General features: G+C 66.1%; 20 protein-coding genes and 1 pseudogene. 12 read left to right on the top strand and 9 right to left on the bottom strand.

All coding sequences use genetic code 11. The features are described from left to right. Positions 1 to 14 precede the first annotated feature (14 nt). Genes SynWH8101_RS04605 through lysA form a run of 3 tightly spaced genes read right to left on the bottom strand, consistent with a single transcriptional unit; the run spans position 15 to position 3,047 of the window. A complete protein-coding gene (locus SynWH8101_RS04605; protein WP_130128759.1) occupies positions 15 to 815 on the bottom strand; it encodes an isoprenyl transferase in 801 nt (266 codons plus the stop codon). Continuing rightward, complete coding sequence (gene cdaA / locus SynWH8101_RS04600; protein ID WP_130128758.1) at positions 812 to 1,663, bottom strand: diadenylate cyclase CdaA; 852 nt, start codon at positions 1,661 to 1,663, stop codon at positions 812 to 814. Before cdaA ends, SynWH8101_RS04605 begins: the two co-directional genes overlap by 4 nt. Before the next feature lie 22 nt (positions 1,664 to 1,685). Then, positions 1,686 to 3,047, bottom strand: coding sequence for a diaminopimelate decarboxylase (gene lysA / locus SynWH8101_RS04595; RefSeq protein WP_130128757.1), 1,362 nt, complete (start codon positions 3,045 to 3,047; stop codon positions 1,686 to 1,688). A gap of 64 nt (positions 3,048 to 3,111) precedes the next feature. On the opposite strand from lysA, the gene SynWH8101_RS04590 reads away from it, so the two are divergent. The 5 genes from SynWH8101_RS04590 to SynWH8101_RS04570 all read left to right on the top strand — a co-directional run bounded on the left by SynWH8101_RS04590 (position 3,112) and on the right by SynWH8101_RS04570 (position 9,005). Beyond that, the gene (locus tag SynWH8101_RS04590; protein WP_130128756.1) at positions 3,112 to 3,573 is read left to right on the top strand and encodes a GNAT family N-acetyltransferase; all 462 of its coding nucleotides are present in this window, start codon (positions 3,112 to 3,114) and stop codon (positions 3,571 to 3,573) included. Positions 3,574 to 3,764: 191 nt separating this feature from the next. Then, positions 3,765 to 6,341: an ATP-dependent Clp protease ATP-binding subunit gene (locus SynWH8101_RS04585; protein WP_130128755.1), complete on the top strand. Its 2,577-nt coding sequence runs from the start codon at positions 3,765 to 3,767 to the stop codon at positions 6,339 to 6,341. Between the two features lie 8 nt (positions 6,342 to 6,349). Then, positions 6,350 to 7,495, top strand: coding sequence for an iron-containing alcohol dehydrogenase family protein (locus SynWH8101_RS04580; protein ID WP_130128754.1), 1,146 nt, complete (start codon positions 6,350 to 6,352; stop codon positions 7,493 to 7,495). Then, complete coding sequence (locus tag SynWH8101_RS04575) at positions 7,492 to 8,385, top strand: alpha/beta fold hydrolase (RefSeq protein WP_130128753.1); 894 nt, start codon at positions 7,492 to 7,494, stop codon at positions 8,383 to 8,385. The genes SynWH8101_RS04580 and SynWH8101_RS04575 overlap by 4 nt, the downstream gene beginning before the upstream one ends. Further along, positions 8,382 to 9,005 (top strand): DUF2993 domain-containing protein, encoded by a 624-nt coding sequence (locus SynWH8101_RS04570; RefSeq protein WP_130128752.1) that lies wholly within the window; start codon positions 8,382 to 8,384, stop codon positions 9,003 to 9,005. The genes SynWH8101_RS04575 and SynWH8101_RS04570 overlap by 4 nt, the downstream gene beginning before the upstream one ends. A 15-nt stretch (positions 9,006 to 9,020) precedes the next feature. On the opposite strand, the gene SynWH8101_RS04565 is transcribed toward SynWH8101_RS04570, so the two are convergent. Together SynWH8101_RS04565 and SynWH8101_RS04560 are read right to left on the bottom strand one after the other, a co-directional pair. Further along, a complete protein-coding gene (locus tag SynWH8101_RS04565; RefSeq protein WP_130128751.1) occupies positions 9,021 to 9,887 on the bottom strand; it encodes a phosphatidate cytidylyltransferase in 867 nt (288 codons plus the stop codon). Positions 9,888 to 9,896: 9 nt separating this feature from the next. Beyond that, a complete protein-coding gene (locus SynWH8101_RS04560) occupies positions 9,897 to 11,309 on the bottom strand; it encodes an aminotransferase class I/II-fold pyridoxal phosphate-dependent enzyme (protein WP_130128750.1) in 1,413 nt (470 codons plus the stop codon). 82 nt (positions 11,310 to 11,391) lie between these two features. On the opposite strand from SynWH8101_RS04560, the gene SynWH8101_RS04555 reads away from it, so the two are divergent. Beyond that, positions 11,392 to 13,095, top strand: a complete 1,704-nt coding sequence (locus SynWH8101_RS04555; RefSeq protein WP_174719497.1) for an AarF/ABC1/UbiB kinase family protein — start codon at positions 11,392 to 11,394, stop codon at positions 13,093 to 13,095. Between the two features lie 53 nt (positions 13,096 to 13,148). Next, complete coding sequence (locus tag SynWH8101_RS04550) at positions 13,149 to 13,628, top strand: hypothetical protein (RefSeq protein ID WP_130128749.1); 480 nt, start codon at positions 13,149 to 13,151, stop codon at positions 13,626 to 13,628. Between the two features lie 22 nt (positions 13,629 to 13,650). On the opposite strand, the gene SynWH8101_RS04545 is transcribed toward SynWH8101_RS04550, so the two are convergent. Then, entirely contained in the window at positions 13,651 to 14,616 is a 966-nt protein-coding gene (locus tag SynWH8101_RS04545) for an RpoD/SigA family RNA polymerase sigma factor (RefSeq protein ID WP_130128748.1), read from the bottom strand. Between the two features lie 91 nt (positions 14,617 to 14,707). On the opposite strand from SynWH8101_RS04545, the gene SynWH8101_RS04540 reads away from it, so the two are divergent. Genes SynWH8101_RS04540 through SynWH8101_RS04525 form a run of 4 tightly spaced genes read left to right on the top strand, consistent with a single transcriptional unit; the run spans position 14,708 to position 18,229 of the window. Beyond that, a complete protein-coding gene (locus SynWH8101_RS04540) occupies positions 14,708 to 15,457 on the top strand; it encodes a response regulator transcription factor (RefSeq protein ID WP_130128747.1) in 750 nt (249 codons plus the stop codon). A gap of 8 nt (positions 15,458 to 15,465) precedes the next feature. Beyond that, positions 15,466 to 16,611: a cell wall metabolism sensor histidine kinase WalK gene (locus tag SynWH8101_RS04535; protein WP_130128746.1), complete on the top strand. Its 1,146-nt coding sequence runs from the start codon at positions 15,466 to 15,468 to the stop codon at positions 16,609 to 16,611. Beyond that, positions 16,608 to 17,348: a pseudouridine synthase gene (locus SynWH8101_RS04530; protein ID WP_130128745.1), complete on the top strand. Its 741-nt coding sequence runs from the start codon at positions 16,608 to 16,610 to the stop codon at positions 17,346 to 17,348. The genes SynWH8101_RS04535 and SynWH8101_RS04530 overlap by 4 nt, the downstream gene beginning before the upstream one ends. Further along, positions 17,345 to 18,229, top strand: coding sequence for a RodZ family helix-turn-helix domain-containing protein (locus SynWH8101_RS04525; RefSeq protein ID WP_130128744.1), 885 nt, complete (start codon positions 17,345 to 17,347; stop codon positions 18,227 to 18,229). The genes SynWH8101_RS04530 and SynWH8101_RS04525 overlap by 4 nt, the downstream gene beginning before the upstream one ends. Here SynWH8101_RS04525 and malQ read toward each other — a convergent pair. Together malQ and SynWH8101_RS04515 are read right to left on the bottom strand one after the other, a co-directional pair. Then, a pseudogene (malQ, locus tag SynWH8101_RS04520) lies at positions 18,193 to 19,694 on the bottom strand (4-alpha-glucanotransferase). The gene SynWH8101_RS04525 and the pseudogene malQ overlap by 37 nt on opposite strands. Before the next feature lie 9 nt (positions 19,695 to 19,703). Then, a complete protein-coding gene (locus SynWH8101_RS04515) occupies positions 19,704 to 20,864 on the bottom strand; it encodes a Coenzyme F420 hydrogenase/dehydrogenase, beta subunit C-terminal domain (RefSeq protein ID WP_174719538.1) in 1,161 nt (386 codons plus the stop codon). 130 nt (positions 20,865 to 20,994) lie between these two features. Between SynWH8101_RS04515 and SynWH8101_RS04510 the strand changes: the two genes are divergently transcribed. Further along, complete coding sequence (locus SynWH8101_RS04510) at positions 20,995 to 21,954, top strand: LCP family protein (RefSeq protein ID WP_130128742.1); 960 nt, start codon at positions 20,995 to 20,997, stop codon at positions 21,952 to 21,954. Here the strand turns inward: SynWH8101_RS04510 and SynWH8101_RS04505 are convergent. Continuing rightward, positions 21,933 to 22,481: a hypothetical protein gene (locus SynWH8101_RS04505; RefSeq protein ID WP_130128741.1), complete on the bottom strand. Its 549-nt coding sequence runs from the start codon at positions 22,479 to 22,481 to the stop codon at positions 21,933 to 21,935. The two genes, SynWH8101_RS04510 and SynWH8101_RS04505, sit on opposite strands and share 22 nt — an antisense overlap. Positions 22,482 to 22,518 lie beyond the last annotated feature (37 nt).

Below are 22,518 nucleotides of genomic sequence, written 5' to 3'. Positions count from 1 at the left end.
TTCAGGTTGTTGTCTCAGGATCCCAGAGCGTCTGACTCACTCCATCCCTGCAGACCACCGAAACGGCGGCTGCGGCTCTGGTAATCGCGCAGGGCGGTGAGCAGGGCGGCGTGATCGAAATCGGGCCAGAACACCTCGGTGACGTGGATCTCCGCATAGGCCAGCTGCCAAAGCAGAAAGTTGCTGATCCGCCGTTCACCACTGGTGCGGATCAGCAAGTCGGGATCCTGCTCACCGGCGGTGAACAGTTCAGACGCCAGGCGGTTTTCATCGATCTGGGCAGGATCGAGCTCCCCTTGGGCCACCTGCTCCGCCAGATGGCGGGCAGCACGCACCAGCTCCCGGCGTCCGCCGTAGTTGGTGCAGACGTTGAAATGAATCCCCGCGTTGGCGGCGGTGCGGGCCGTCGCCTCGGCGATGAGATCCTGCAACCGTGACGGCAGGGCCTGGAGATCTCCGAGAAAGCGGATCCGCACCTGCTCCGCCTCCAGCGCCTGCAGTTCCCGCTGCAGCACCCGCTCGAACAAGGTCATTAAAAAATTGACCTCATCACCGGGCCTGGACCAGTTCTCGGTGGAGAAGGCATAGGCGGTGAGGGCCGAAACACCCCAGTCGCTGCAGAGACGCAGCGTCGTCTTGAGCGCCTCTACGCCGGCGCGATGCCCCATCACCCTTGGCAGCCCCCGCGCCTGGGCCCAGCGTCCGTTGCCGTCCATGATCACGGCGATATGGGCCGGCAGCCGGCTGGAATCGAGGTCAGCTGGCAGCGTCCTCAGCTTTGGGTCGTCGGAATGGGCGGCCAAGCGTTGGCTCACGACAGCGGGTCCTGGGTGCCTACGCTCACGCTACGCCCAACGGGCGTGGAAGCAGTTTTGGCCACGGCGGCCTGGGGCGAGACACCCATCAGCTCGGTGAGCAGATCCTGCAAGCGGCTGCTGGTGATCGGGCGCTCCAAGCGGCCCTGGTTGGCCAGCGAGAGGGTGCCGGTCTCCTCGGACACCACCACGCAGATGCAGCGATCGAACCGTTCGGTGATGCCCAGGGCTGCCAAATGGCGGGTGCCGTAGCGGCTGATGCCCTGCCGTGACAGAGGAAGAATCACTCCGGCCGACATGATTCGGCTGCCCTTCACCAGAACGGCACCGTCGTGGAGAGGCGTGTCGGAGGCGAACAGGTTGAGCAGTAATTCGCTGCTCAGGACAGCATCAATCGCCACGCCGGGATTGAGAAAATCCTCTGGCCGCAGATCACTGCCGAGATCCACCACGATTAGGGCACCGCGGCGCCCTTTCGAGAGTCGACCGGCGGCATCGGTGAGCTGGGCCACCGTGCTGGCGGTGGCCCGCTGCTTGCCCTGGGGATTGCCCAGCAGAACGGCGAGACGACCGGTGCCGAGCAACTCCATCAGCCGGCGCAATTCCCCCTGCCAGAGCACCGCTAGCGACAGGGAGCAGGCGAGCACCAGCGCATCGATCAGCTTCGAGGTGAGCGGCAGGTTGGCAAAACGCTGCACAAACCAGGCCAGCGCCACCAACAGCAGGTAACCCCGCAGCAACCAAAGAGTCCGCTGCTCGTTGACCCTTGAAAAGAGCAGAAAACCCAGACCGGAAGCGAACAGAACGTCAAGCAGCAGGCGCGGATGAAACACCCCCGTCACGTTCACGCCAGTCCTCCAGATCCCAGCTTCAGCCTACCGGGCTAAGGCGAGACGGGATCTCGTCGTAGCGCAGCAGATCCTCTGGCCGCTCGCGCCGTTGAATCAGGTCGGCTTCGCCGTCGTGCACCAACACCGCCGCCGGGCGCGGGATGCGGTTGTAGTTGGAACTCATCGAGGCGTTGTAGGCCCCTGTGGCCAACACCACGAGCACATCACCGCTGACACTGGCGGGCAGCGCTACATCCTTGAGCAGCACATCGCCGGATTCGCAGTGCTTGCCGGCAAGGGTCACGGTCTCCGTGGCCGCAGCCTGCGGCCTGTCGGCCAGACAGGCGGTGTAAAGCGACTGATAGGTGATCGGGCGTGGGTTGTCACTCATGCCCCCATCCACCGAGAGATAGGTGCGCAGCCCAGGGACTTCCTTGCGCGAACCGAGGCGATACAGCGTGACGCCGGCGGCGGCCACCAGGGATCGGCCCGGTTCACAGAGCAGGCGCGGCAGGCTCAACTGTCGGTCTTCACAGGCTTTCGCGACGGCGCTGGCCACCACCTGAACCCAGCTGTCGATGCTCGGCGGATCATCGGATTCGACATAACGAATGCCGAGGCCACCGCCCACGTTCAAGTCCTCCACGGGATGACCAAGGCCACGGGCCAGCCGCAAGGCGTCGGCCATCACCGCCGCCAGATCGCGATGGGGATCGAGCTCAAAGATCTGGGAGCCGATATGGGCATGGAGTCCGCTTACCTCGGCCCAGGCGGCACCTTTGAGGGAACGGAGCACCGATTCGAGCTGATCGGGATCGAAGCCGAATTTGCTGTCGAGATGGCCCGTGCGGATGTACTCGTGCGTGTGGCACTCGATACCTGGCGTGAAACGCAGCATCAGTCGCGCTGGCGCACCACCGTCAGGAACCAGTTGGGCCAGCCGCTCGAGGTCATGGTGGTTGTCGGCCACCACCGTGACGCCATTGCGATACGCCAGCAGCAACTCCTCATCCGATTTGTTGTTGCCATGCAAGACGATGCGTTCGGGGGGCATGCCTCCCTCCAACGCCGTGAGCAGCTCACCGGCGGACACCGCATCAAGGCCGAGTCCTTCGGACGCCACCAGGGCCGTCATCGCCAGGGAGCTGTTGGCCTTGGAGGCGTACACCGCCAGCGATGGGCCGGGGTAGTGACGCTGCAGTGCCTCCCGATAGGCGCGGCAGGCGGCGCGGATCGACGCTTCATCCAGCACATACAGCGGTGTGCCGTAGCGCTCAGACAGAGCACTGAGGCGGCAGCCGCCAACCATCAAACGTCCCTCTTCATCCAGGGCCGCTGAGACTGGTGCGAGGTTGCGGTTCGGGCTCTGGGGATCAGAGCCCGGCTCAAAGGGGGTCGGCATGACGCGATGGATGGCTCTTTCGGCCGGCAATGTAGGAACCGGCGTGACAGGGCCTGAAGGAACGATGAGCGAGGCGGCCAGCGGCAGTGTGAGGGCGCTCAGGGCCACGGATGCAGCGGCCTGTCATCAACTCGACCAGGCGGCCCTGGGGGGGCTCTGGAGCCTGGCGCAATGGCAACGCGAACTCTCCGAGCCGGGGCGGATTGGCCTCGGCCACGTTGAGCACCACGGCCTGATCGCCCTCGCCTGCGGCTGGCTGGTGGTGGATGAACTGCATATCACCGCCGTCGCCGTGGCACCGGAGCGGCGACGCCAGGGGCACGGCCGCCAGCTCCTGGTCGCTCTGATGGAGGAGGGCCGGGCCTCCGGGGCACGCCACGCCACCCTGGAAGTGGCCAGCCATAACCGAGCCGCTGTCAGCCTCTATCAGGATTGCGGCTTCCAGACAGCCGGCTGTCGTCGCAATTACTACAGCGACGGCGGCGATGCCCTGATCCAATGGTGTCGATTGGGCAGCAGTGCCTGAGCCAGGGCCAAGCCAACGACCTGGACCAGTCCACTTTCATAACAAAAATCCGACGCAACAATGCGGCGAATTGTGATTACTTTGGCGTCCCGTCTTCCCACGAGCTGTCTGGGAAGTTGCCGGTACGGCTATCCGCTCACAGGTGCGCTTCACCCCTGATAGGTTGGTTTTATCTGCATCCGGCCTGGACGATGTTTGAGCGGTTTACCGAGAAGGCCATCAAGGTGATCATGCTGGCCCAGGAAGAGGCTCGTCGCCTCGGCCACAACTTCGTGGGCACTGAGCAGATCCTGCTGGGCCTGATCGGTGAGGGCACGGGTGTAGCCGCCAAGGTGCTCAAGTCGATGGGTGTGAACCTCAAGGACGCCCGCGTTGAGGTGGAGAAGATCATCGGCCGCGGCTCCGGCTTCGTGGCGGTGGAAATTCCTTTCACACCTAGGGCCAAACGGGTGCTGGAGCTGTCGCTCGAGGAAGCGCGCCAACTCGGCCACAACTACATCGGCACCGAACACCTGCTGCTCGGCCTGATCCGGGAAGGGGAAGGGGTGGCCGCCCGGGTGCTCGAAAACCTCGGGGTCGACCTAGCCAAGGTACGCACCCAGGTGATCCGCATGCTCGGCGAGACGGCGGAAGTGGGCGCCGGGGGCGGTGGCGGCGGCAGCAAGGGCTCCACCAAAACTCCCACCCTCGACGAATTTGGCAGCAACCTCACGCAGCTGGCCAGCGAAGCCAAACTCGATCCGGTGGTCGGCCGTCAGAACGAGATCGATCGGGTGATCCAGATCCTCGGCCGCCGCACCAAGAACAATCCGGTGCTGATCGGCGAACCGGGCGTGGGCAAAACCGCCATCGCCGAAGGGCTGGCCCAGCGGATTCAACAGGGGGACATCCCCGACATTTTGGAAGACAAGCGCGTTCTCACCCTCGACATCGGCCTGCTGGTGGCTGGCACCAAATATCGCGGTGAGTTCGAAGAGCGGCTCAAGAAAATCATGGAGGAGATCAAGGCCGCAGGCAATGTGATCCTCGTGATCGATGAGGTGCACACCCTGATCGGTGCCGGTGCCGCCGAAGGTGCCATCGATGCCGCCAACATCCTCAAGCCGGCCCTGGCCCGCGGCGAACTCCAGTGCATCGGTGCCACCACCCTCGATGAATACCGCAAACACATCGAGCGCGATGCCGCGCTTGAACGCCGCTTCCAGCCGGTGATGGTGGGCGAACCTTCGATCACCGACACGATCGAGATTCTGCGGGGCCTGCGCGAGCGCTACGAACAACACCACCGCCTCAAAATCACCGACGAAGCGCTGGAGGCCGCCGCCACCCTGGGCGATCGCTACATCTCCGATCGCTTCCTTCCCGATAAGGCCATCGACCTGATCGATGAGGCCGGCAGCCGGGTGCGCCTGCTCAATTCCAAGCTGCCTCCCGCCGCGAAGGAAGTCGACAAGGAACTGCGCCAGGTGCAGAAAGACAAAGAGAACGCCGTGCGGGAGCAGGACTTCACTCGCGCTGGTGAACTGCGCGACAAGGAGGTGGAGCTGCGCGAGCAGATCCGCACCCTGCTGCAAAGCAACCGCAGCGATAGTCCTACGAGTGACGACAGTCCCGCCAGCGATGACGCTGCCACGCCAGCCGCAACTGAAGCCACCGCCAGCACGGCGGTGGAGTCCGAACTGACCACGCCGGTGGTCGGCGAAGAAGACATCGCCCAGATCGTGGCTTCCTGGACCGGGGTGCCCGTGCAGAAGCTCACCGAGAGCGAATCGGTGAAGTTGCTGAACATGGAGGAAACGCTCCACCAGCGCCTGATCGGTCAGGACGAAGCGGTGAAGGCGGTGTCGAAAGCGATTCGCAGGGCACGGGTCGGCCTCAAGAATCCGAATCGTCCGATCGCCAGCTTCATCTTCTCCGGACCCACCGGTGTGGGCAAAACCGAGCTTACCAAAGCTCTGGCTACGTATTTCTTCGGCAGCGAAGAGGCGATGATCCGCCTCGACATGTCGGAGTTCATGGAGCGCCACACGGTCAGCAAGTTGATCGGCTCCCCTCCGGGCTATGTGGGCTTCAACGAAGGCGGCCAACTCACCGAAGCGGTGCGCCGCCGGCCTTACACCGTGGTGCTCTTCGATGAGATCGAAAAAGCCCATCCTGATGTCTTCAACCTGTTGCTGCAACTGCTGGAAGATGGTCGACTGACCGATTCCAAAGGGCGCACCGTCGACTTCAAGAACACCCTAGTGATCATGACCTCAAACATCGGGTCGAAAGTGATCGAAAAGGGTGGTGGCGGCCTCGGGTTCGAATTCTCTGGCGAGAACGCCGAAGAGAATCAATACAATCGGATCCGTTCCTTGGTCAATGAGGAACTCAAGCAATACTTCCGGCCAGAATTCCTCAACCGTCTCGATGAAATCATTGTGTTCCGCCAGCTCAATCGCGAGGAGGTGAAGGAAATCGCCGAGATCATGTTGCGCGAGGTCTTCTCCCGCATCGGCGAGAAGGGGATCACCCTCACGGTGTCGGATGCGTTCAAGGAACGGCTCGTGGAGGAGGGCTACAACCCCGCCTATGGCGCACGCCCCCTGCGTCGTGCCGTGATGCGTCTGCTCGAAGACAGCCTCGCGGAAGAGGTGCTCTCCGGTCGGATCAAGGACGGTGATGCCGTGGAAGTAGACGTGGATGAGAACAAGCAGGTGGTAGTGCGTCACGGCACCAACACCCCTGCACCGGCCACGCCGGAACTCGCGAGCGCCGGACTCTGACCACAGCCATGTCAAGCCAATCCGCTGCATCGCTGCCCCTGGCCAGCCATGCGATTGCCCCGGCCACGGTGCTCCGTGGTCCAGGGGCCTGGGCGGATGCGCTGCCACGCATCAAGGCCCTCAGCCAGCGGCCCGTTCTGCTCGGGCGCAGTGGTGCCACCGCCGCAACCCGTCAACGCCTGGCCAGCGACCTCATGGCCGCCGGGCTGCAAGTGACGCTGGAGACGCTGGAGCACGACTGCTGCGATCCCGATCTGGAACGCCTGGAGGCGAGCCTCAGGGCCGAGGCCGTGGATGGCTTGATCGCCGCCGGCGGTGGCAAGGTGCTCGATGCGGGCAAGTGGTTGGCGGATCGGTTGCAGCTTCCCTGCATCACCGTGCCCCTCAGTGCCGCCACCTGCGCCGGCTGGACAGCTCTGGCCAACATCTATTCACCGGAGGGGGCCTTTCTGCGCGATCAGGCCCTCGCCCGTTGCCCCGATCTCCTCGTGTTTGATCACCACTTGGTGCGGCAGGCGCCAGCCCGCACCCTCGCCAGTGGAGTCGCCGATGCCCTGGCGAAGTGGTACGAGGCCTCCGTGAGCAGCGGCTCCAGCCAGGACGGATTGATTCAACAGGCGGTGCAGATGGCCCGTGTGCTGCGCGATCAGTTGCTGATCGATGCCCGCGAAGCCTGCCGTGATCCCCAGAGCGACGCCTGGATCCGCGTCGCCGAAGCCAGTGCCCTAACCGCAGGGGTGATCGGGGGACTCGGGGGGGCCCAGTGCCGCACCGTCGCCGCCCACGCCGTGCACAACGGCCTCACCCAACTGCAGGCCTGCCACAACAACCTGCATGGCGAGAAAGTGGGATTCGGAATTCTGGTGCAGCTGCGGCTGGAGGAGAAGCTCGGCGGCAACCGGCTGGCGCACCAGGCCCGCCGCCAGCTCCTGCCGTTGCTCAGGGATCTCGGTCTTCCGGTCAGCCTCGCTGATCTCGGCCTTAGCCAGGTGGGGCTGCACGAATTGCGCCAGGCCTGCCGCTTCGCCTGTCGCCCCGACTCCGATCTGCACCATCTGCCCTTCCCGGTGAGCGACACCGATCTGCTCGAAGCGCTGATCAGTGCCGAGGCTTTGCTGGAACCTTCCGAGACCAGCCGGAGGCGCGGCGCTTGACCAACCGGGAGCTGCTCGAGGCAGCCGCCCGCAACCTGCTCGATCCCCAGGGCCGGGCGCTGCTCCAACACCTGGAGTGGTGGAATTTGGCTGATGGCGACCGCACCCCTGACCTGGCCACAGAGCCCTACCCCCTGATCCGGATCGGCACGGGCCCGCCGGTGCTGCTCCTGCATGGCTTCGACAGCTGCGGGCTCGAATTCCGGCGTCTCGCCCCCCTGCTCGCCAGCGATCACACCCTGCTGATCCCCGATCTGCACGGCTTTGGCTTCTCTCCCAGGCCGCAGCCGGAACAGGGTCGCTACGGCCCCGAGGCGGTGCTCCAGCACCTGGAGGCTTTGCTGGATCAGCTGCCTCAAGACCAGCCGCTGGGCCTGATCGGCGCCTCCATGGGCGGAGCGGTGGCGATGGAGCTGGCGCGCCGTCAGCCGAAGCGCATCGCGCGACTGCTGCTGCTGGCGCCGGCCGGTCTCGATGGCCGGCCGATGCCGATTCCTCCCGGACTGGATCGGCTCGGTGTCTGGTTTCTCTCCCGCCCAGGCGTGCGCCGGGGGCTGTGCCGGCAGGCCTTCGCCGATCCGGAGCGCAGCGTCGGCGACGCCGAACTGCAAATCGCCTCGCTTCAGCTCCAGGTGCCGGGTTGGGGCCCCTCCCTGGCGGCCTTCGCCCGCAGCGGTGGCTTCGCCGGCTGCGGCAGCCCGCTGCCTCCCCAGCCTCTGCATGTGCTCTGGGGCAAGAACGACCGCATCCTGCGTCCACCCCAACGGCGCGCTGCCATGGCCTTGCTGGGAGAGAGGCTGGAGGAGGTGACAGACTGCGGTCATCTGCCCCATCTGGATCAGCCCCAGCTGGTGGCCCGCCGCTGGCGGCAACCGGAGATGCCGTCATGACCGACACCAGCGACCGTACCGGCCCGCTTCTACAGCTGCTCGCCAATGGCCTGGGCCTCTGGATCCGCAGCCAATGCGATGAGGTGGGGGAGTTGAACCTGCGGCTCAATGGTTCTGCCCTGCAGTTGCTGCGCGGTCGACTTGTGTCGGTGGAGCTGAAGGCGCGGCGGGTGACCTTCCAGGGGTTACCGATCCAGCATGCGCAACTGCGCAGCGGGCCCCTGCATGTGAATCTGCGCCCCGGCCTGCCCCAGCTGCAGGACCCCTTTCAGTTGAACGGAGAGGTGACGATGCTGGGCACAGATCTCAACCGGGCCCTGCTCAGTGACCGCTGGCGCTGGCTGGGTGACTGGCTGGCCGCCCAGTTGATGGGCCTGCCCACGCTGGGCTGCCTGACGGTCGACAACGACGTGCTTCTGCTGGAGGCGCCGGTGATCAATGCGGGCGATGCGATTCGACGGCGCTTCCGGCTGCAGGCGGCGGCGGGCACAGTGGAAATTCGCCATCTCGAGGCCGAGGAAGCGGTGCAGCTGCCGATGGACCCAGGCATTCAGATCCAGGAGGCGCGGCTGCAGGGGGGACAGCTGCACCTGCGTGGTGAAGCGAGCGTCAACCCCTGAGACGGCCGTTCCAGCTCAAGGCATCAGGGGCAGCACCAGGGTGACGGCATAGAACACCACCGCCGGTGTGAATAGATAGCTGTCGATTCGATCGAGGATGCCGCCATGCCCAGGCAAGGCATCACCGGAATCCTTGAGGCCCGCATCCCGCTTCATCATCGATTCGGTGAGATCACCCACGAGAGCGAACAGCGCCACCAGCGCTCCGAGCACGCCACCGAGCCAGGGGGCCATCGGCCACTGCAGCACCACGGCGAAGCCGATGCCCACGAGCACGGCGGCAATCAAGCCCCCGAAGGCGCCCTCCACGGTCTTGCCCGGGGAGATCGGCGAGAGCGGAATCCGTCCGAAACGTCGGCCAATCGCGTAGGAACCGATGTCGCTGGCGACGATCATCAAGCAGGCCATCAGGGTGATCACCATGCCGGCGGTGATCCAGCCGTTGCACCAGGGGGGCAAGCGGCTGAGAGCCGGAGCGAGATCGATGGCGCTGAGATTGCGCAAGCGCAGCCAGTGGCTGGGAAGGAACCCCAGATAAAACAAGCCGAAGATCGAAGCGGCGATGTCGGCGATCGAACCGGTGACTGGCTGCAGCAACAACCAGCCGCAGATGGCGGCCCCGGAGAGGGGAAGCACGGCAGCGGCCAGATGGGAGGGCAACCCACCAGCCACCCCCCACTGAGTGCTGATCAACAGCAGCTGACAGGCCACCAGGGTGGTTTTCGTGGCTGGCCGGATCCCGGTGAACTGGGCCATGCGGAAGAATTCCAGCAGGCCGAGATGCACGATCACACCGAGGGCGAGGGTGAACCACCATCCGCCCAAGCCAACCACCAGCAGTCCGAACGCTCCAGCGAGGAGGCCACTGCTGAGTCGCTGCATCGGCGACCCTCAAGCCACAATCTTCACCATAGCCGTGATCTGATCCGGCCAAAGCTGGCGCTGCTCCTGCAGCCAGCGCAGCCTGGACCGATCCAGCCGCTCCCCCGGAATCACCAGTGGAATCCCAGGTGGGTAGGGGCAGATCAGTTGAGCGGCGATCGCACCACAGGCGTCGTCGAGCGGCACGGCGCGCTGCGGCCCCCGCCAGGCCTCCACCAGGTGATGCTCCGGCGCTCCCAGCAATGGCAAGGGCGGGGGTGTGAACGGAGGAAGGGGGGTGGAGCTGCCCAGCGCGAGCCGGAGCTGCTGCCAGCGGCGGAGCATCCGACCCGCCAGGCCCCGGTGTCGAGCGAAACCGAGGCAGAAGGTGAGGCATCCCGGTTCGGGCAACTCAGCAATCAGCCGCCGCTGCAGGAGCCAGGCATCGGCCTCAAGACCATTGATGCCGGCAGCGGCCGTGTGCCAGATCAGGCGCAGGGGGTCTGGGGTGCGCAGCAAGGGCACACCGGCATCGCTGAGCCGATCCGCAAGGGCCCGCCCCTGATCCAGGCACCGGCGCAGGGCCCGGCGGCCACGAGGTCGCTGCCATTGGTGCAGCGCCGTGTCACAGGAGGCGAGCAGCAGGGCACTGGGGCTGGTGGTCTGCAGCCAGCCCAGGCAGCGCTGAACCAGCTCCGGGTCCACCTGGGTGCCCTGGCACCAGAGCACGGCGGTCTGGCCGAGGCCGGCGGCGGATTTGTGCAGCGAATGCACCACCAGATCAGCCCCAGCCGCCAGCGACGAGATGGGCAGGGCAGGGTCAACGCCGGGCTGGAGATGGGCACCATGGGCCTCATCCACCAGCACAGGCAGGCCGCGCTGGTGAAGCAGGGCCACCAGCGGCAGCGGATCGCTGGCATAGCCGTGATAAGTGGGATGCACAAGCACAGCTGCCGCAGGCGTCTGACCCTGGCGGTCGAGCTCCGCCAAAACGCGCTCCAGCCAGGCCGCCTCCAGGGCGCCCACATGACCGCGGTCGCTCAGAAAGGGCAGATCGAACAGCAGCGGCGTCAGGCCTCCCAGGGCGCAGGCCTGGATCAGGCTGCGATGGGCGTTGCGGGGCATCAGCACAGCCTGCCCCGGTGACGCCAACGCCAACAAGGCCGCCTGAAGCAGCCCCGTGGCGCCATTGACGCCATACCAGCAGGCGGAGACCCCGACCGCAGCGGCAGCAGCCCGTTGACTGGCGGCCACCGCTCCTTCGCTTTCGAGTGGACCACCGATTTGGGGCAGCTCCGGCAGGTCCCAGCTGCCGGGCCGGCGGCGCAGCAGGCGCCGCATCGCCACAGGCAGGCCAGCGCCCCGGCCATGGGCGGGAAGATGCAGGGCATCGATCGGGGCCGCGAAACGACCGGATCGCAGGTGCGACAGCAATGCAGCCATCCGTTTCCCTAGGGCACCCCCCAGCCGAACTGCATCATCGGCCAGGGCCCTCTCACTAGATTCGGGCTGTGGGGGTGAGGGCATGACAGGCAGCATCGGAACCAGCGCTGAACGATCGCGCTCCTGCGAGCCGGAGATCCGCTACGCCCCAGGCCGCGATGCCCGCTGGTTACTGCTCCGCCCCTGGATCGCCATTCCGCGGGCCATCCAGATTCTCTGGGCCATGATCGGACTGCTGCTCAGCCTCCTGATCCGCGGCGGCAGCCAGAACCCCCAGGTGCAGCGCAACCTGGCCCGCCGCCTGCTGCGCACCCTCACCGATCTGGGGCCCTGTTTCATCAAGGTCGGGCAGGCGCTCTCCACCCGGCCCGACCTGATCCGGCGCGACTGGCTCGATGAACTGACCCGCCTTCAGGATGATCTGCCCCCCTTCCCCCATGGAATCGCTCTGAAAACGGTGGAGGAGGACCTCGGCGCTCCGGTGGAGCAGCTGTTCGCCGACTTCCCCGATGCGCCCGTGGCCGCCGCCAGTCTCGGCCAGGTGTATCGAGCCCGGCTGCACGGCCAGCACTGGGTGGCGGTGAAGGTGCAACGCCCGAATCTGCCCTTCATCCTCCGGCGCGACATGGTGCTGATCCGCAGCCTCGGCGTGCTCACGGCGCCGTTTCTGCCCTTGAACCTGGGCTTCGGGCTGGGGGAGATCATTGATGAATTCGGCCGCAGCCTGTTCGAAGAAATCGATTACGGCTGCGAGGCCGACAACGCCGAGCGGTTTGCCGCGCTGTTCGCCGACAACCCGGCGGTCACGATCCCAAAAGTGGAGCGTTTGCTCTCCAGCCGGCGCGTGCTCACCACCAGCTGGATCCACGGCACCAAACTGCGCGATCGGCAGGAACTGAGGGCGCAGCGCCTCGATCCCAGTGCCCTGATTCGCACCGGCGTGATCAGTGGCCTGCAGCAATTGCTCGAGTTCGGCTATTTCCATGCCGATCCCCACCCCGGCAACCTGTTTGCCCTCAGCGGCCGCAGCGGCGATCTGGGCCATGTGGCCTACGTCGATTTCGGGATGATGGATTCGATCAGCGATGCCGATCGCCTCACCCTCACCGGTGCGGTGGTGCACCTGATCAATCGCGACTTCGCGTCCCTGGCCAAGGATTTCCAGACCCTGGGCTTCCTGGCCCCTGACGCGGATCTGACCCCGATCATTCCGGCGCTGGAGGAGGTGCTCGGCGGCAGCCTCGGTGATGCCGTGGGCTCCTTCAACTTCAAGGCGATCACCGATCGGTTCTCGGAGCTGATGTTCGATTACCCGTTCCGGGTGCCGGCCCGGTTCGCCCTGATCATCCGGGCGGTGGTGAGTCAGGAAGGTCTGGCGCTGCGGCTCGACCCCGACTTCCGAATCATCGCCGTGGCCTATCCCTATGTGGCCAGGCGACTGCTAGCGGGCGACACCCGCGAGATGCGCGAGAAGTTGCTGGAGGTGATCTTCGATGGCGACGGCCATCTGCGGATTGAACGCCTGGAGAGCCTGCTGAACGTGGTGGGCGAGGAGGCGACCAGCCCTGGCCTCGATCTGCTGCCCGTGGCCGGAGCGGGCCTGAGGCTGCTGTTCGGCCGGGATGGCGCCGATCTGCGCAAACGGCTGCTGCTGACGCTGATCAAAGATGACCGGCTCAGCACCGAGGACATCGGCGCCCTGATGGGGCTGCTCAGACGCACCTTCAGCCCCAGACGGGTGGCCGGCGACATGTTGCAACGGCTCAATCCCCTCGCGGTGGCTTGATTCCGATAAGGTCGGCGCTTGCATCCGCCCTGATTCAGGGAGTTCGGCCCGCCATGGCACCAGTCCCCGACTTCGCTCCGATCGATGCCCAACAGGCCGAGCTCGATGTGCTCTCCGGTGCCTTCGGCGACCTGAGCGCCAACGACATCCTGCTCGAGTACGCGCCGCTGAGTCAGCCGCCGTATCTGGTGGCCGGCCTCGGTCTGGCGATCGGCGTGCTCTGCGGCCTCACCTTTGCCCAGCTGGTGCAGGATCGCCTGAACGGTTGGAAGCAGGATCGATTGGCGCTGCTGCCCCTGGGAACGGCAGAAACCACGATGAGCTACGCGGGCACCCTGATCGGCGTGACCTTGTTCATCGGCGGTTCGCTCCAGGTGTTCGGCTTTGCCTCTGGGGCCGCTTACCTGATCGCCCTGCTGCTGTCGCTCCTCACCGGTGGGGCGCTGTGGGTGCAGCTGGAACGACTGATGCGCCAGGTGGAGAGCGGCAACTTCAAGGCGGTCGACTTCGACAACTTCGACGAGTTTTTCTGAGCCAAGTTGTTCTGAACTGGGCTCAAGCCGCCACGTAGGCCTCCAGTTGGCCATCGAAGCGGCGCAGCATCTCGAGGCCTTCGCGTTCGAGCCGGCGGGTGCGATCACGGCTCATCCGCAACGACTTGGCGATCCCGGTGAGGCTCATCGGCTCCTCGCCGTCCATCCCATACCGCATCCGCAACACACGCCGTTGCAGGTCCGGCAGTTGTTCCAATAGATCCCGCAGGTCGCCCTTCAAGCACTCCACCTCCACCTGCTCCTCAGGCAATTCGCCATCACCTGCCAAGAGCTCCAACAATTCGGTGTCATCTCCATCCCCCACCTTCATCTCCAGGCTCACCGGCTGACGCGCACGGCACATCAGGTCTTTCACCTCCTCCTCCGGCAGTTCCACAAATGCCGCCAGTTCCGTCACCGTCGGTGTGCGCCCCAGCTCCTGGCTCAGTTCACGCTGCCCTTTCTTCAGCTTGTTGAGCATCTCGGTGATGTGGATCGGCAGCCGGATCGTGCGGCTCTTCTCCGCAATCGCCCGCGTGATCCCCTGACGGATCCACCAATACGCATACGTACTGAACTTGTAGCCCCGCGTTGGGTCGAATTTCTCCACACCCCGCACCAGGCCGATCGTTCCCTCCTGGATCAGGTCCAGCAGTTCCATATTCCGCTTGGTGTATTTCTTGGCCACACTCACCACCAACCTCAAATTCGCCGCCACCATCCGCTCTTTGGCGCGGCGGCCCGCCTGGAGCTTTCGCTTCAGTTGCAGCGCACTCAACCCCGCCGCTGTCGCCAATTCCCCTGCCGGCACCGCCTCACCACCGCGCTGATCGCGCAGCTCAGACTCCAGCGCTTCCAGCTCCATCAGCTCCTGCACCTGGCGGCCCAACGTGATCTCCTGCTGATGGCTCAGCAACGGCACACGACCGATGTCCCGCAGGTACGAACGCACCAGATCGACGTCGGGGAGAACGGACAGGGGAGCCATGCGTCATTACGAAACCGATCTGTTTCGTAATTTACCATCGTTTACAGGCATCGCTCCCTTCCCCCGGGCAAGGTTGCACCGCCTGGGCAGAATGGCGCTAGAGCGGAGCTTCCCGGTGATCAGCCCAGCCGCCACGGCCGTCAGCACGGCCCGGCTTCTCCTGGTGGAAGACGATGAATCGATCCGGGAAACGGTCCGCGAAGCCCTAAAAGCTGAAGGCTTCGATGTGCTTGCCTGCGGCGATGGCGCCGAAGCGCTGGCCTCCCTCACCGACGCCGCCGCCGAACCGGTCGATCTCGTGGTGCTCGATCTGATGCTCCCCGGCCTCGGCGGTCTCGATCTCTGCCGCCAGCTGCGCAAAAACGACAACAGCACCCCGATCCTGGTGATCAGCGCCCGCGACAGCGAAACCGATCGCGTGCTCGGCCTGGAGGTGGGTGCCGACGATTACCTGGTCAAACCCTTCGGCCTGCGCGAACTGGTGGCTCGCTGCCGCGCCTTGTTACGCCGCTCCCAGCAACCCTCCAGCAGCGAAGCGCCGCCCCAGGTGTATCGCCACGAAAACCTCTGCCTGTTTGCCGAGGAATGCCGGGTCAGCCGCGATGACCACGACCTCACCCTCTCCCCGAAGGAATACAAAATCCTCGAACTGTTCATCAAGAATCCCCGCCGGGTGTGGAGCCGTGATCAGCTGCTGGAACGCATCTGGGGCATCGATTTCGTCGGCGACACCAAAACCGTGGATGTGCACATTCGCTGGCTCAGGGAGAAGATCGAAGACGAACCCTCCGCACCGAAACACATCCGCACCGTGCGCGGTTTCGGTTACCGCTTCGGCTGAGGCAGGCGATGGCAGAACAGCTCGGCCTGGGCCTGGTGCTGGGGGCAGCGATTGGAGCGGCCGTCAGCTGGACAGGGCAACGCCAACAGCGCCAGCGAAGGTCTCAACGGGGTGCGGTGCTCCAGGGCAAGACCCTCACCACCCCCCAGCTGCTCGCCTGGATTGATGCCGCCACCCAGGGATGGCTGATCCTCACCCCCGACCTCACCATCGCCTACATCAACGAAAAGGCGGAGCGGTTGCTGCAGATCTCCCGCAACCTGCTCGTGCGCGGCCAACCGCTCGAAGAGGTGCTCTCCATTCCCGAGCTGGAGGAAGCGATCGTGCGGGTGCGCCACCAGCAACGTCCCCAGCGCACGGAATGGGAATGGCAGAGCGACCCACTCGAAGCGATCGTGCTGCCGGGCTCAGATGAATGGTTGCTCGTGCTGCTGCAGAGCTGTCGCTCCCTGGAAGCCCAGCAACAGCAACAGGAGCGCTGGGTCAGCGATGTGGCCCACGAACTGAAAACGCCCCTCACCGCCCTGATGCTCGTGAGCGATCGGCTCGAATCGGCCGTGCAGGGGCAAGACACCGTGCTGGTGGAGCGGCTCCAGAAGGAATTACGCCGGCTGCAGCTGATGGTGGAAGACCTGCTCGAACTCTCGCGCCTGGAGAACAGCCTCCCCCGCGATGACCAGGCCTACAGCGCGCTCTGCCTCGACAATCTGGTGGAGAACGCCTGGACGAGCATCCGCCCCCTCGCCGAAGAGCGCGGGGTGTCGCTGGCCCTGCACAGCGATGAGCCGGCACCCCTGCTCGGCGACCAGCGGCGCCTGCACCGGGCCATCCTCAACCTGCTCGACAACGCCCTGCGCTATTCCCCCGACCACAGCCAGGTGGAGGTCGAGATCCTTCCTAGCGGTGGCTGGTGGCTGCTCTCGATCCGGGACCATGGCCCCGGCCTCAGCGAAAAGGATCTCACCAACATGTTCCAGCGCTTTTACCGCGGCGATCCCTCCAGGGCGCGCTCGAACCGCAGCGGCAGCGGTCTCGGCCTGGCGATCGTGCAGCAGATCGCCGTCAATCACGGTGGACGCATCCAGGCCCGGAACCACCCCGAAGGCGGCACGAATGTGGAACTGCTGCTCCCCAAGGGTGGCCAGGCAGCTTGAACGGCGAACGCCTCCAGAAACTGATCGCCGCCGCTGGCCTCTGTTCCCGCCGTAAGGCGGAGGAGCTGCTGCGGCAGCAACGGGTGCGCGTGAATGGCCAGGTCGCGGCGCTTGGCGATCGGGCCGACCCGGAGCAGGACCGGATCTGTGTGGATGGCCGGCCCCTGAGGGCACCCGAAGCCACCCGGTTGCTCCTGCTCAACAAACCGGTGGGGGTGATCAGCAGCTGCCATGACCCCCGCGGCCGTCGCACCGTGCTTGATCTGATTCCGCACCACCTCCGCCGCGGCCTCCACCCGATCGGACGGCTCGATGCCGACAGTCGCGGCGCCCTGCTGCTCACCAACCGCGGCCAGCTCACCCTGAGGCTCAGCCACCCCCGCTACGAACACAGCAAGATCTATCGGGTCTGGCTGGAAGGCGATCCATCGCCCCAGTACCTGCAAACCTGGCGCGACGGGGTGTGGCTGGATGGGCAGCGCACCCAGCCGGCAAGGGTGCAGCGCCTCCGCCGCGAAGGCGGCCGCACCCTCCTGGAGGTGACACTGCAGGAGGGCCGAAACCGCCAGATCCGCCGCACCGCGGACCAGCTCGGCCATCCGGTGCTCGACCTGCAGCGGATCGCCATCGCCGGCATCCCGCTGGGATCCCTGGCGGAGGGTGAATGGCGGGCCCTGCACAGGGGAGAATGGCGCCATCTGATGCCCGAGACGGGGCAGCCGACGACGCGCCGATGAGGTTTCCCAGGATCTGGCGACGGCGCAAGCGCGATCAGGCTGTGGTGAGCACCGGCAGCGACGGCGTGGATCCCCTGCTCGCCGCCGGCCAGCTGCTGCGGGAACGCCGGGAAGAACGCAACCTCTCCCTGCGCGATCTCTCCCGCGACATGAGAATCACCACCCCGGTGCTCGAGGCGCTGGAGAAAGGTTGGCGCGACCGCCTGCCCGAAGCGGCCTACCTGGGCGCCATGCTCAATCGCCTGGAGCATCACCTGGATCTGGATCCAGGCAGTCTCAACGGCGCCTTGCCACCGGTTCAGCCCTCACGCCTGCAGGGCCGACAACGGGGTGCAGCCCGATTCACGATCGGCAGCATCGACATCTTCACCACCTGGCAGGGCAGCGTCGTGTATGCCCTCGTGATGGTGGGGTCCCTGCTGGCCCTGAATCAGCAACAGCGCTACCTCGCCATGCGCAACAGCCTCAGCCTCACCCCGATTCCGCCCAGCAGCGACGATCTCCAGCTCGCCCCCGCCGCCAGCGACCCGGCCCTCCAGGGTCTGCGCCCCCTGGATGAAGCGCGCCGGCGCCCCCTCAGTCAATGGCTGCCGCCGCGGGAAGAAGCCGAAGCCAACAACGCCCCTACCCGCACCGGAGTGCTGGAACTGTCGCTCAACCGCCCCAGCGCCATCCGTTTCAGCAGCGCCGGCGGCGATCGCAGCCAACTCAACGGAGCCCAGGGCAAACTCAGCCTCCAGTTGCTCCCCCCCTTCAGCCTCAGCATCGAACCAGCCCCGTCGGCCACCGATCAGGTGCTCTGGAACGGTGCTCCCCTCAGCGCCAGCAAAGGCCAACCGGGGACTTACCGCCTGCCCCAGACCGCGCCGCGCTCTCCATAACCCTTGAGCGCCCCCTCCAGTGCCGCCGGTTCCACCGCCAGCCGCCAGGTCCAGTTGCCGCCCACCGTGCCGGGGGTGTTGAAACGGGCGGCGTCGTCGAGATGGAGCAGATCCTGAAGCGGTGCCACCACCAGCCCGGCGCTGGTGGCCAGGCCCAGCTCCAGCAACTGCCAACCCGGCGCCTCCACCGGCCGCCCCAGCAAAGCGGTCACCCGCTGTCGCGCCGCCTCATCCAAGCCCTGCCACCAGCCGATGCTGGTGGGGTTGTCGTGGGTTCCGGTGTACACAACCCAGCGCTCCCCCTTGATGTTGGCCGGCAAGTAGGGGTTGTCGGGATTGCCGTCGAAGGCGAACTGAAGAATTTTCATGCCCGGCAGCGCAAAGCGATCCCGCAGCCGCTCCACATCGGCGGTGACCACACCGAGATCCTCCGCCACCAGAGGCAACACGCCCCCGGCGTCGCGGCGAAGTCGCCGCAACAGCGAGGCTCCGGGCGACGGCCGCCAACTGCCGTGCATCGCCGTGTCGTCGGCGCCGGGCACCGCCCAGTAAGCCGCCAGGGCACGGAAATGGTCGAGCCGAAGCAGATCCGCCAGCTGCCACTGACGCCGGAAGCGTTGGCGCCACCAATGGAAGCCGCTGAGCCGATGCCGCCACCAGCGGTACACCGGCGTGCCCCACAGCTGGCCCGTGGCGGAGAAGTAATCCGGCGGCACACCGCTCTGGAGAATGAGCTCGCCCGCCGGCGTCAGCGCAAAGAGCTGGCGATGACTCCAGACATCGGCGCTGTCGCGGGCCACATAGAAGGGCAGATCGCCGAACAGGCGCACCCCCAGATCCTGAGCCAGGGCGCGGAGGGCCTGCCACTGCCGATCGGCATGCCACTGGAGCAGGCGTTGACGCTGCAGCGCCGGCCCATGCTCCCGGCGCCACCGTTTCAGCGCCCGGCGCTGGCGTTGTGCCAACGGCTCCGGCCAGGTCCACCACGGGCGCCCCTCCTGTTGGCGACGCAGTTCCATGAAAGCGGCGTGATCCTCCAACCAAAACGCTTGCTGGGCACACCAGGCCGCGAAGTGACGCTGACGCTCCTCCGACTGCTCCGGCCAGGCCGCCAGCAGCGCCTCGCCGAGGGCGGCGGCCCGCCGCTCGGCGAGGGCCAGATCCACCGCCCCTTCTGGGGAAGCCTGAGCGTCTTGGCCGGGAAGGCCGCTCAGACTCTCGAGCGCCAGGAAGCCCTCCGCCACCAGCGCATCGGCATCGAGGAACCAGGGGTTGAGCGCGAAGCTCGACGGCGAGCTGTAGGGAGAGCCGGTGCCGTCAGGGGGGCCAACGGCAGCACCTGCCAGACGCGGATGCCATGGCGTGCTAGGGCCTCCAGCCAGCGCTGGGCCGCAGCACCGAAACCGCCACACACCGGACTGCCTGGGAGGGCGGTGGGGTGCAGCAGCACTCCGAGTTCACGCATGACGGGCCTTCAGGTGGATGGGAGGCGATAACGCTCCACGATGCGACGGGCGAAAGCCGGCAGATGCCGATCCACCACCTCCGGATGATGGCGACGTAACCAGAGAGCGTTACGGGTGAAGTGGGAATCGATCGAGAAACGGCCATATTCCAGGCCCTTCGGTCCGATGCGCTGCACCACCCAGCCCACCAGCTCCGCCAGCCACATCGGCAAGCGCACCGCCTTGTCGTAGGCATCGATGCCCTGCTGCACCGCCGCACGGCGATCACCGCGACTGGTAACCGGCGCCAGATCGAGATCGGCCTTGATCAGATCGAGCAGGGCGGCGCCGCGTTGATTGCGCACCACCAACCACTGGCGGCCGTACTCCGCCCCCATGTAGCCCACCACCAGATCCGCGCCCGCATTCACATAGTCGAAGCAGCTGAGGCAACTGGGGGCGAACACATCCTTGAGGCGGGGCGTATCGAGCCCGAAGAACGGCACCGTTTCCTGGCGGCCATCGTTGTGCCGAAAGTGAATACGAAAATCCTGCATGAATTCGTAGTGCACCACCGTCTCCGGTGAATCGCTGGCGCTCTCTAGAAACGTCTGCAGCCCCTGGCGCGACACGTTGTCGACGCAGGGCAGACCAAGCACGTACAGCGCATCGAGCGGCAGGGTGTCCTGAACGGCGCGCAAGGCCTGGATCTGACAACCGACGCCGATCGCCAGCAGCTTGCGGATGCCACTGCCGGGCAGCTGTTCCAACACCGAAAGGTTGTTGGACAGGGTCGGTTTGTTGACGCGGGCCGCCATCACTTCCTCGGGAGTGCGGGCGAGCACGGGCACCGGGGTGAAGCGATCCTCCGGACTCTGTTGCACGCAGAGCACGGCATCCACCAGGCCTTGCTCCAGCGCCTTGGCCCCCAGATGGCTAACGATGCCGGTCCACTGGGCACCGTCGATCGGCGCGCGCATCCGGGCGGTGACCATGCGCTCATGCACGCCGAAGTAGAGCTCATCCTCCTGGTCGAGATCGCGGGAGCGACCGTGATGCCGCCGCTCCATCGCCTCGAAATCCTGGTGCAGAAAAGCGCAAGCCCGTTTCACGTAAGCCACCCAGCGGGAATCGCAAAGGCCGCAGTCACTGCACAGATCCTTGGCCGGACGGACCGTGTCGCGCGCCATCGGCCGGGCCCGATCGTGGGGGGCGGGGGTCGCGGGAGTCTGGGTCACGAAGCCGTTGGGTCCTGGAGGCCTCCAACGCTAATGAGCGGGAGTTGGGCGAGACTGGGCGCCGTTCTGTTCTGGCCGGTTGATGACCCCGCAGCAGCGCCGCTGGCTGGGCCAGCATCCGACTCGCACCCTGTTGCGGATCGGCACCGCCGTGGTGGCCGTTGGCCTGGTGGGGGCGGCCCTCAGCTTGGTGTGGCCGGAAGCGGATCGGGTGGCTGCTGATGTGCCCTCCGCCGAGGATCCCACCAGCCTCGCCCCTTACCCCAGCCGTCCGGTCACGGTGCTCGTGGTGGGCATCGATGCCGATCGGGTGGAGGATTCGATCAATCAGGCCGCCCCCAAGGGCGCTCCGAATGCCGACATGGTGATGCTGGTGCGGTTCCAGGCCGGCCAACCGCTCCAGATCCTGCAGCTGCCGGTGGAGCTGGCTGTGCACCTGCCCGGTCGCAAGGAGATGCAACCCCTGGGGGCCAGCTATCGCCTCGGCGGTGTGGCGCTGACGACCGATGTGGTGCGCGAGCTGGTCGGCCTGCCCGCGGATGAACCGGAGCGGTATGTGGTGGTGCCGCGCCGGGCGCTCCGCGATCTGGTGGATGGACTCGGGCAGGTGGAGGTGACCCTGAATCAGTCGTACAGCCACACCGACCGCAGCCAAAACTACAAGGTGAACCTGCAGGCGGGGCGCCAGACCCTGAACGGTGCCCAGGCTGAACAACTGGCGCGTTTCCGTGCCACGCCTCTCGAGGACCAAGCGCGGCGCATTCGCCAGCAATGGCTGCTGCTGGCGATCAGCGAGCAATTGCGTCAACCCAATGCCATCACCCTGTTGCCCGGGCTGCTCGGCGAGGTGTCATCGGAGGTGAACAGCAACCTCAGCAGTGGCGAGTGGCTGAGCCTGGCGGCGGCCAGCCTCAGCAGCAACCAACCGCCCCGGATCAGCACGCTTCCCCTGGCGCCCCGCGCCGGCAAGCAGACCCTGCGCCAGTTGAAGGCCGATGCCAGCCGCCCCCTTTGGCCGGATCAGGCCAGCGCCACACCCTGACCTGGGGCCGCAACGGCACGCAGGCGAGTTTTCAACTGATCGACCAGGGGCATGAGGTCATCAGCGTGGTCTCCCTGCTCGAGGTGGTCTCCCTGCCCGAGGCAGACCCCGCACCAGGGCAGACCATCGCGGCGGCGGCGTTCAGGTCGCCAAGCACCACCCAGCTGAACGAGACCCAGCAGGGGCACCCGGAGGCTGGTGCAGAGCGCCGCGTAGGCAGGCACCACGCCGGGGATGGTGCCATCAGCACTTGGCGCGGCCACCAGGAGCGTGGGCTGGCGCCAGGCCGCCAGGCCCTCCAGCCAGCAGGCGCCATCGGGGCGCTCGGCCGCCACATCACCGGCCAGCCGCAGAAGCACGGGGTCGGATTCCCCGGCGAGGGCCGCCAGCAGGGGGTCGGGGTCCTCACCGCAGGCCTGATGACGCAGGGGACGGCCCCAGGCGCTCGCCAGTGCTTCAGCGGCCTGGCGCATCCGCAACTCGGGCTGCAGGCCCGCACCGATCAGAACCAGGTGGTGTTCGGGCATGGCGCAACCCTATCGGGAGCGACGCAGCACTACCATC

Source organism: Synechococcus sp. WH 8101, assembly GCF_004209775.1.
Taxonomy (GTDB): domain Bacteria; phylum Cyanobacteriota; class Cyanobacteriia; order PCC-6307; family Cyanobiaceae; genus Synechococcus_C.
The sequence above is the reverse complement of the archived record's forward strand: the minus strand, read 5'-3'. Positions and strand labels throughout refer to the sequence as shown.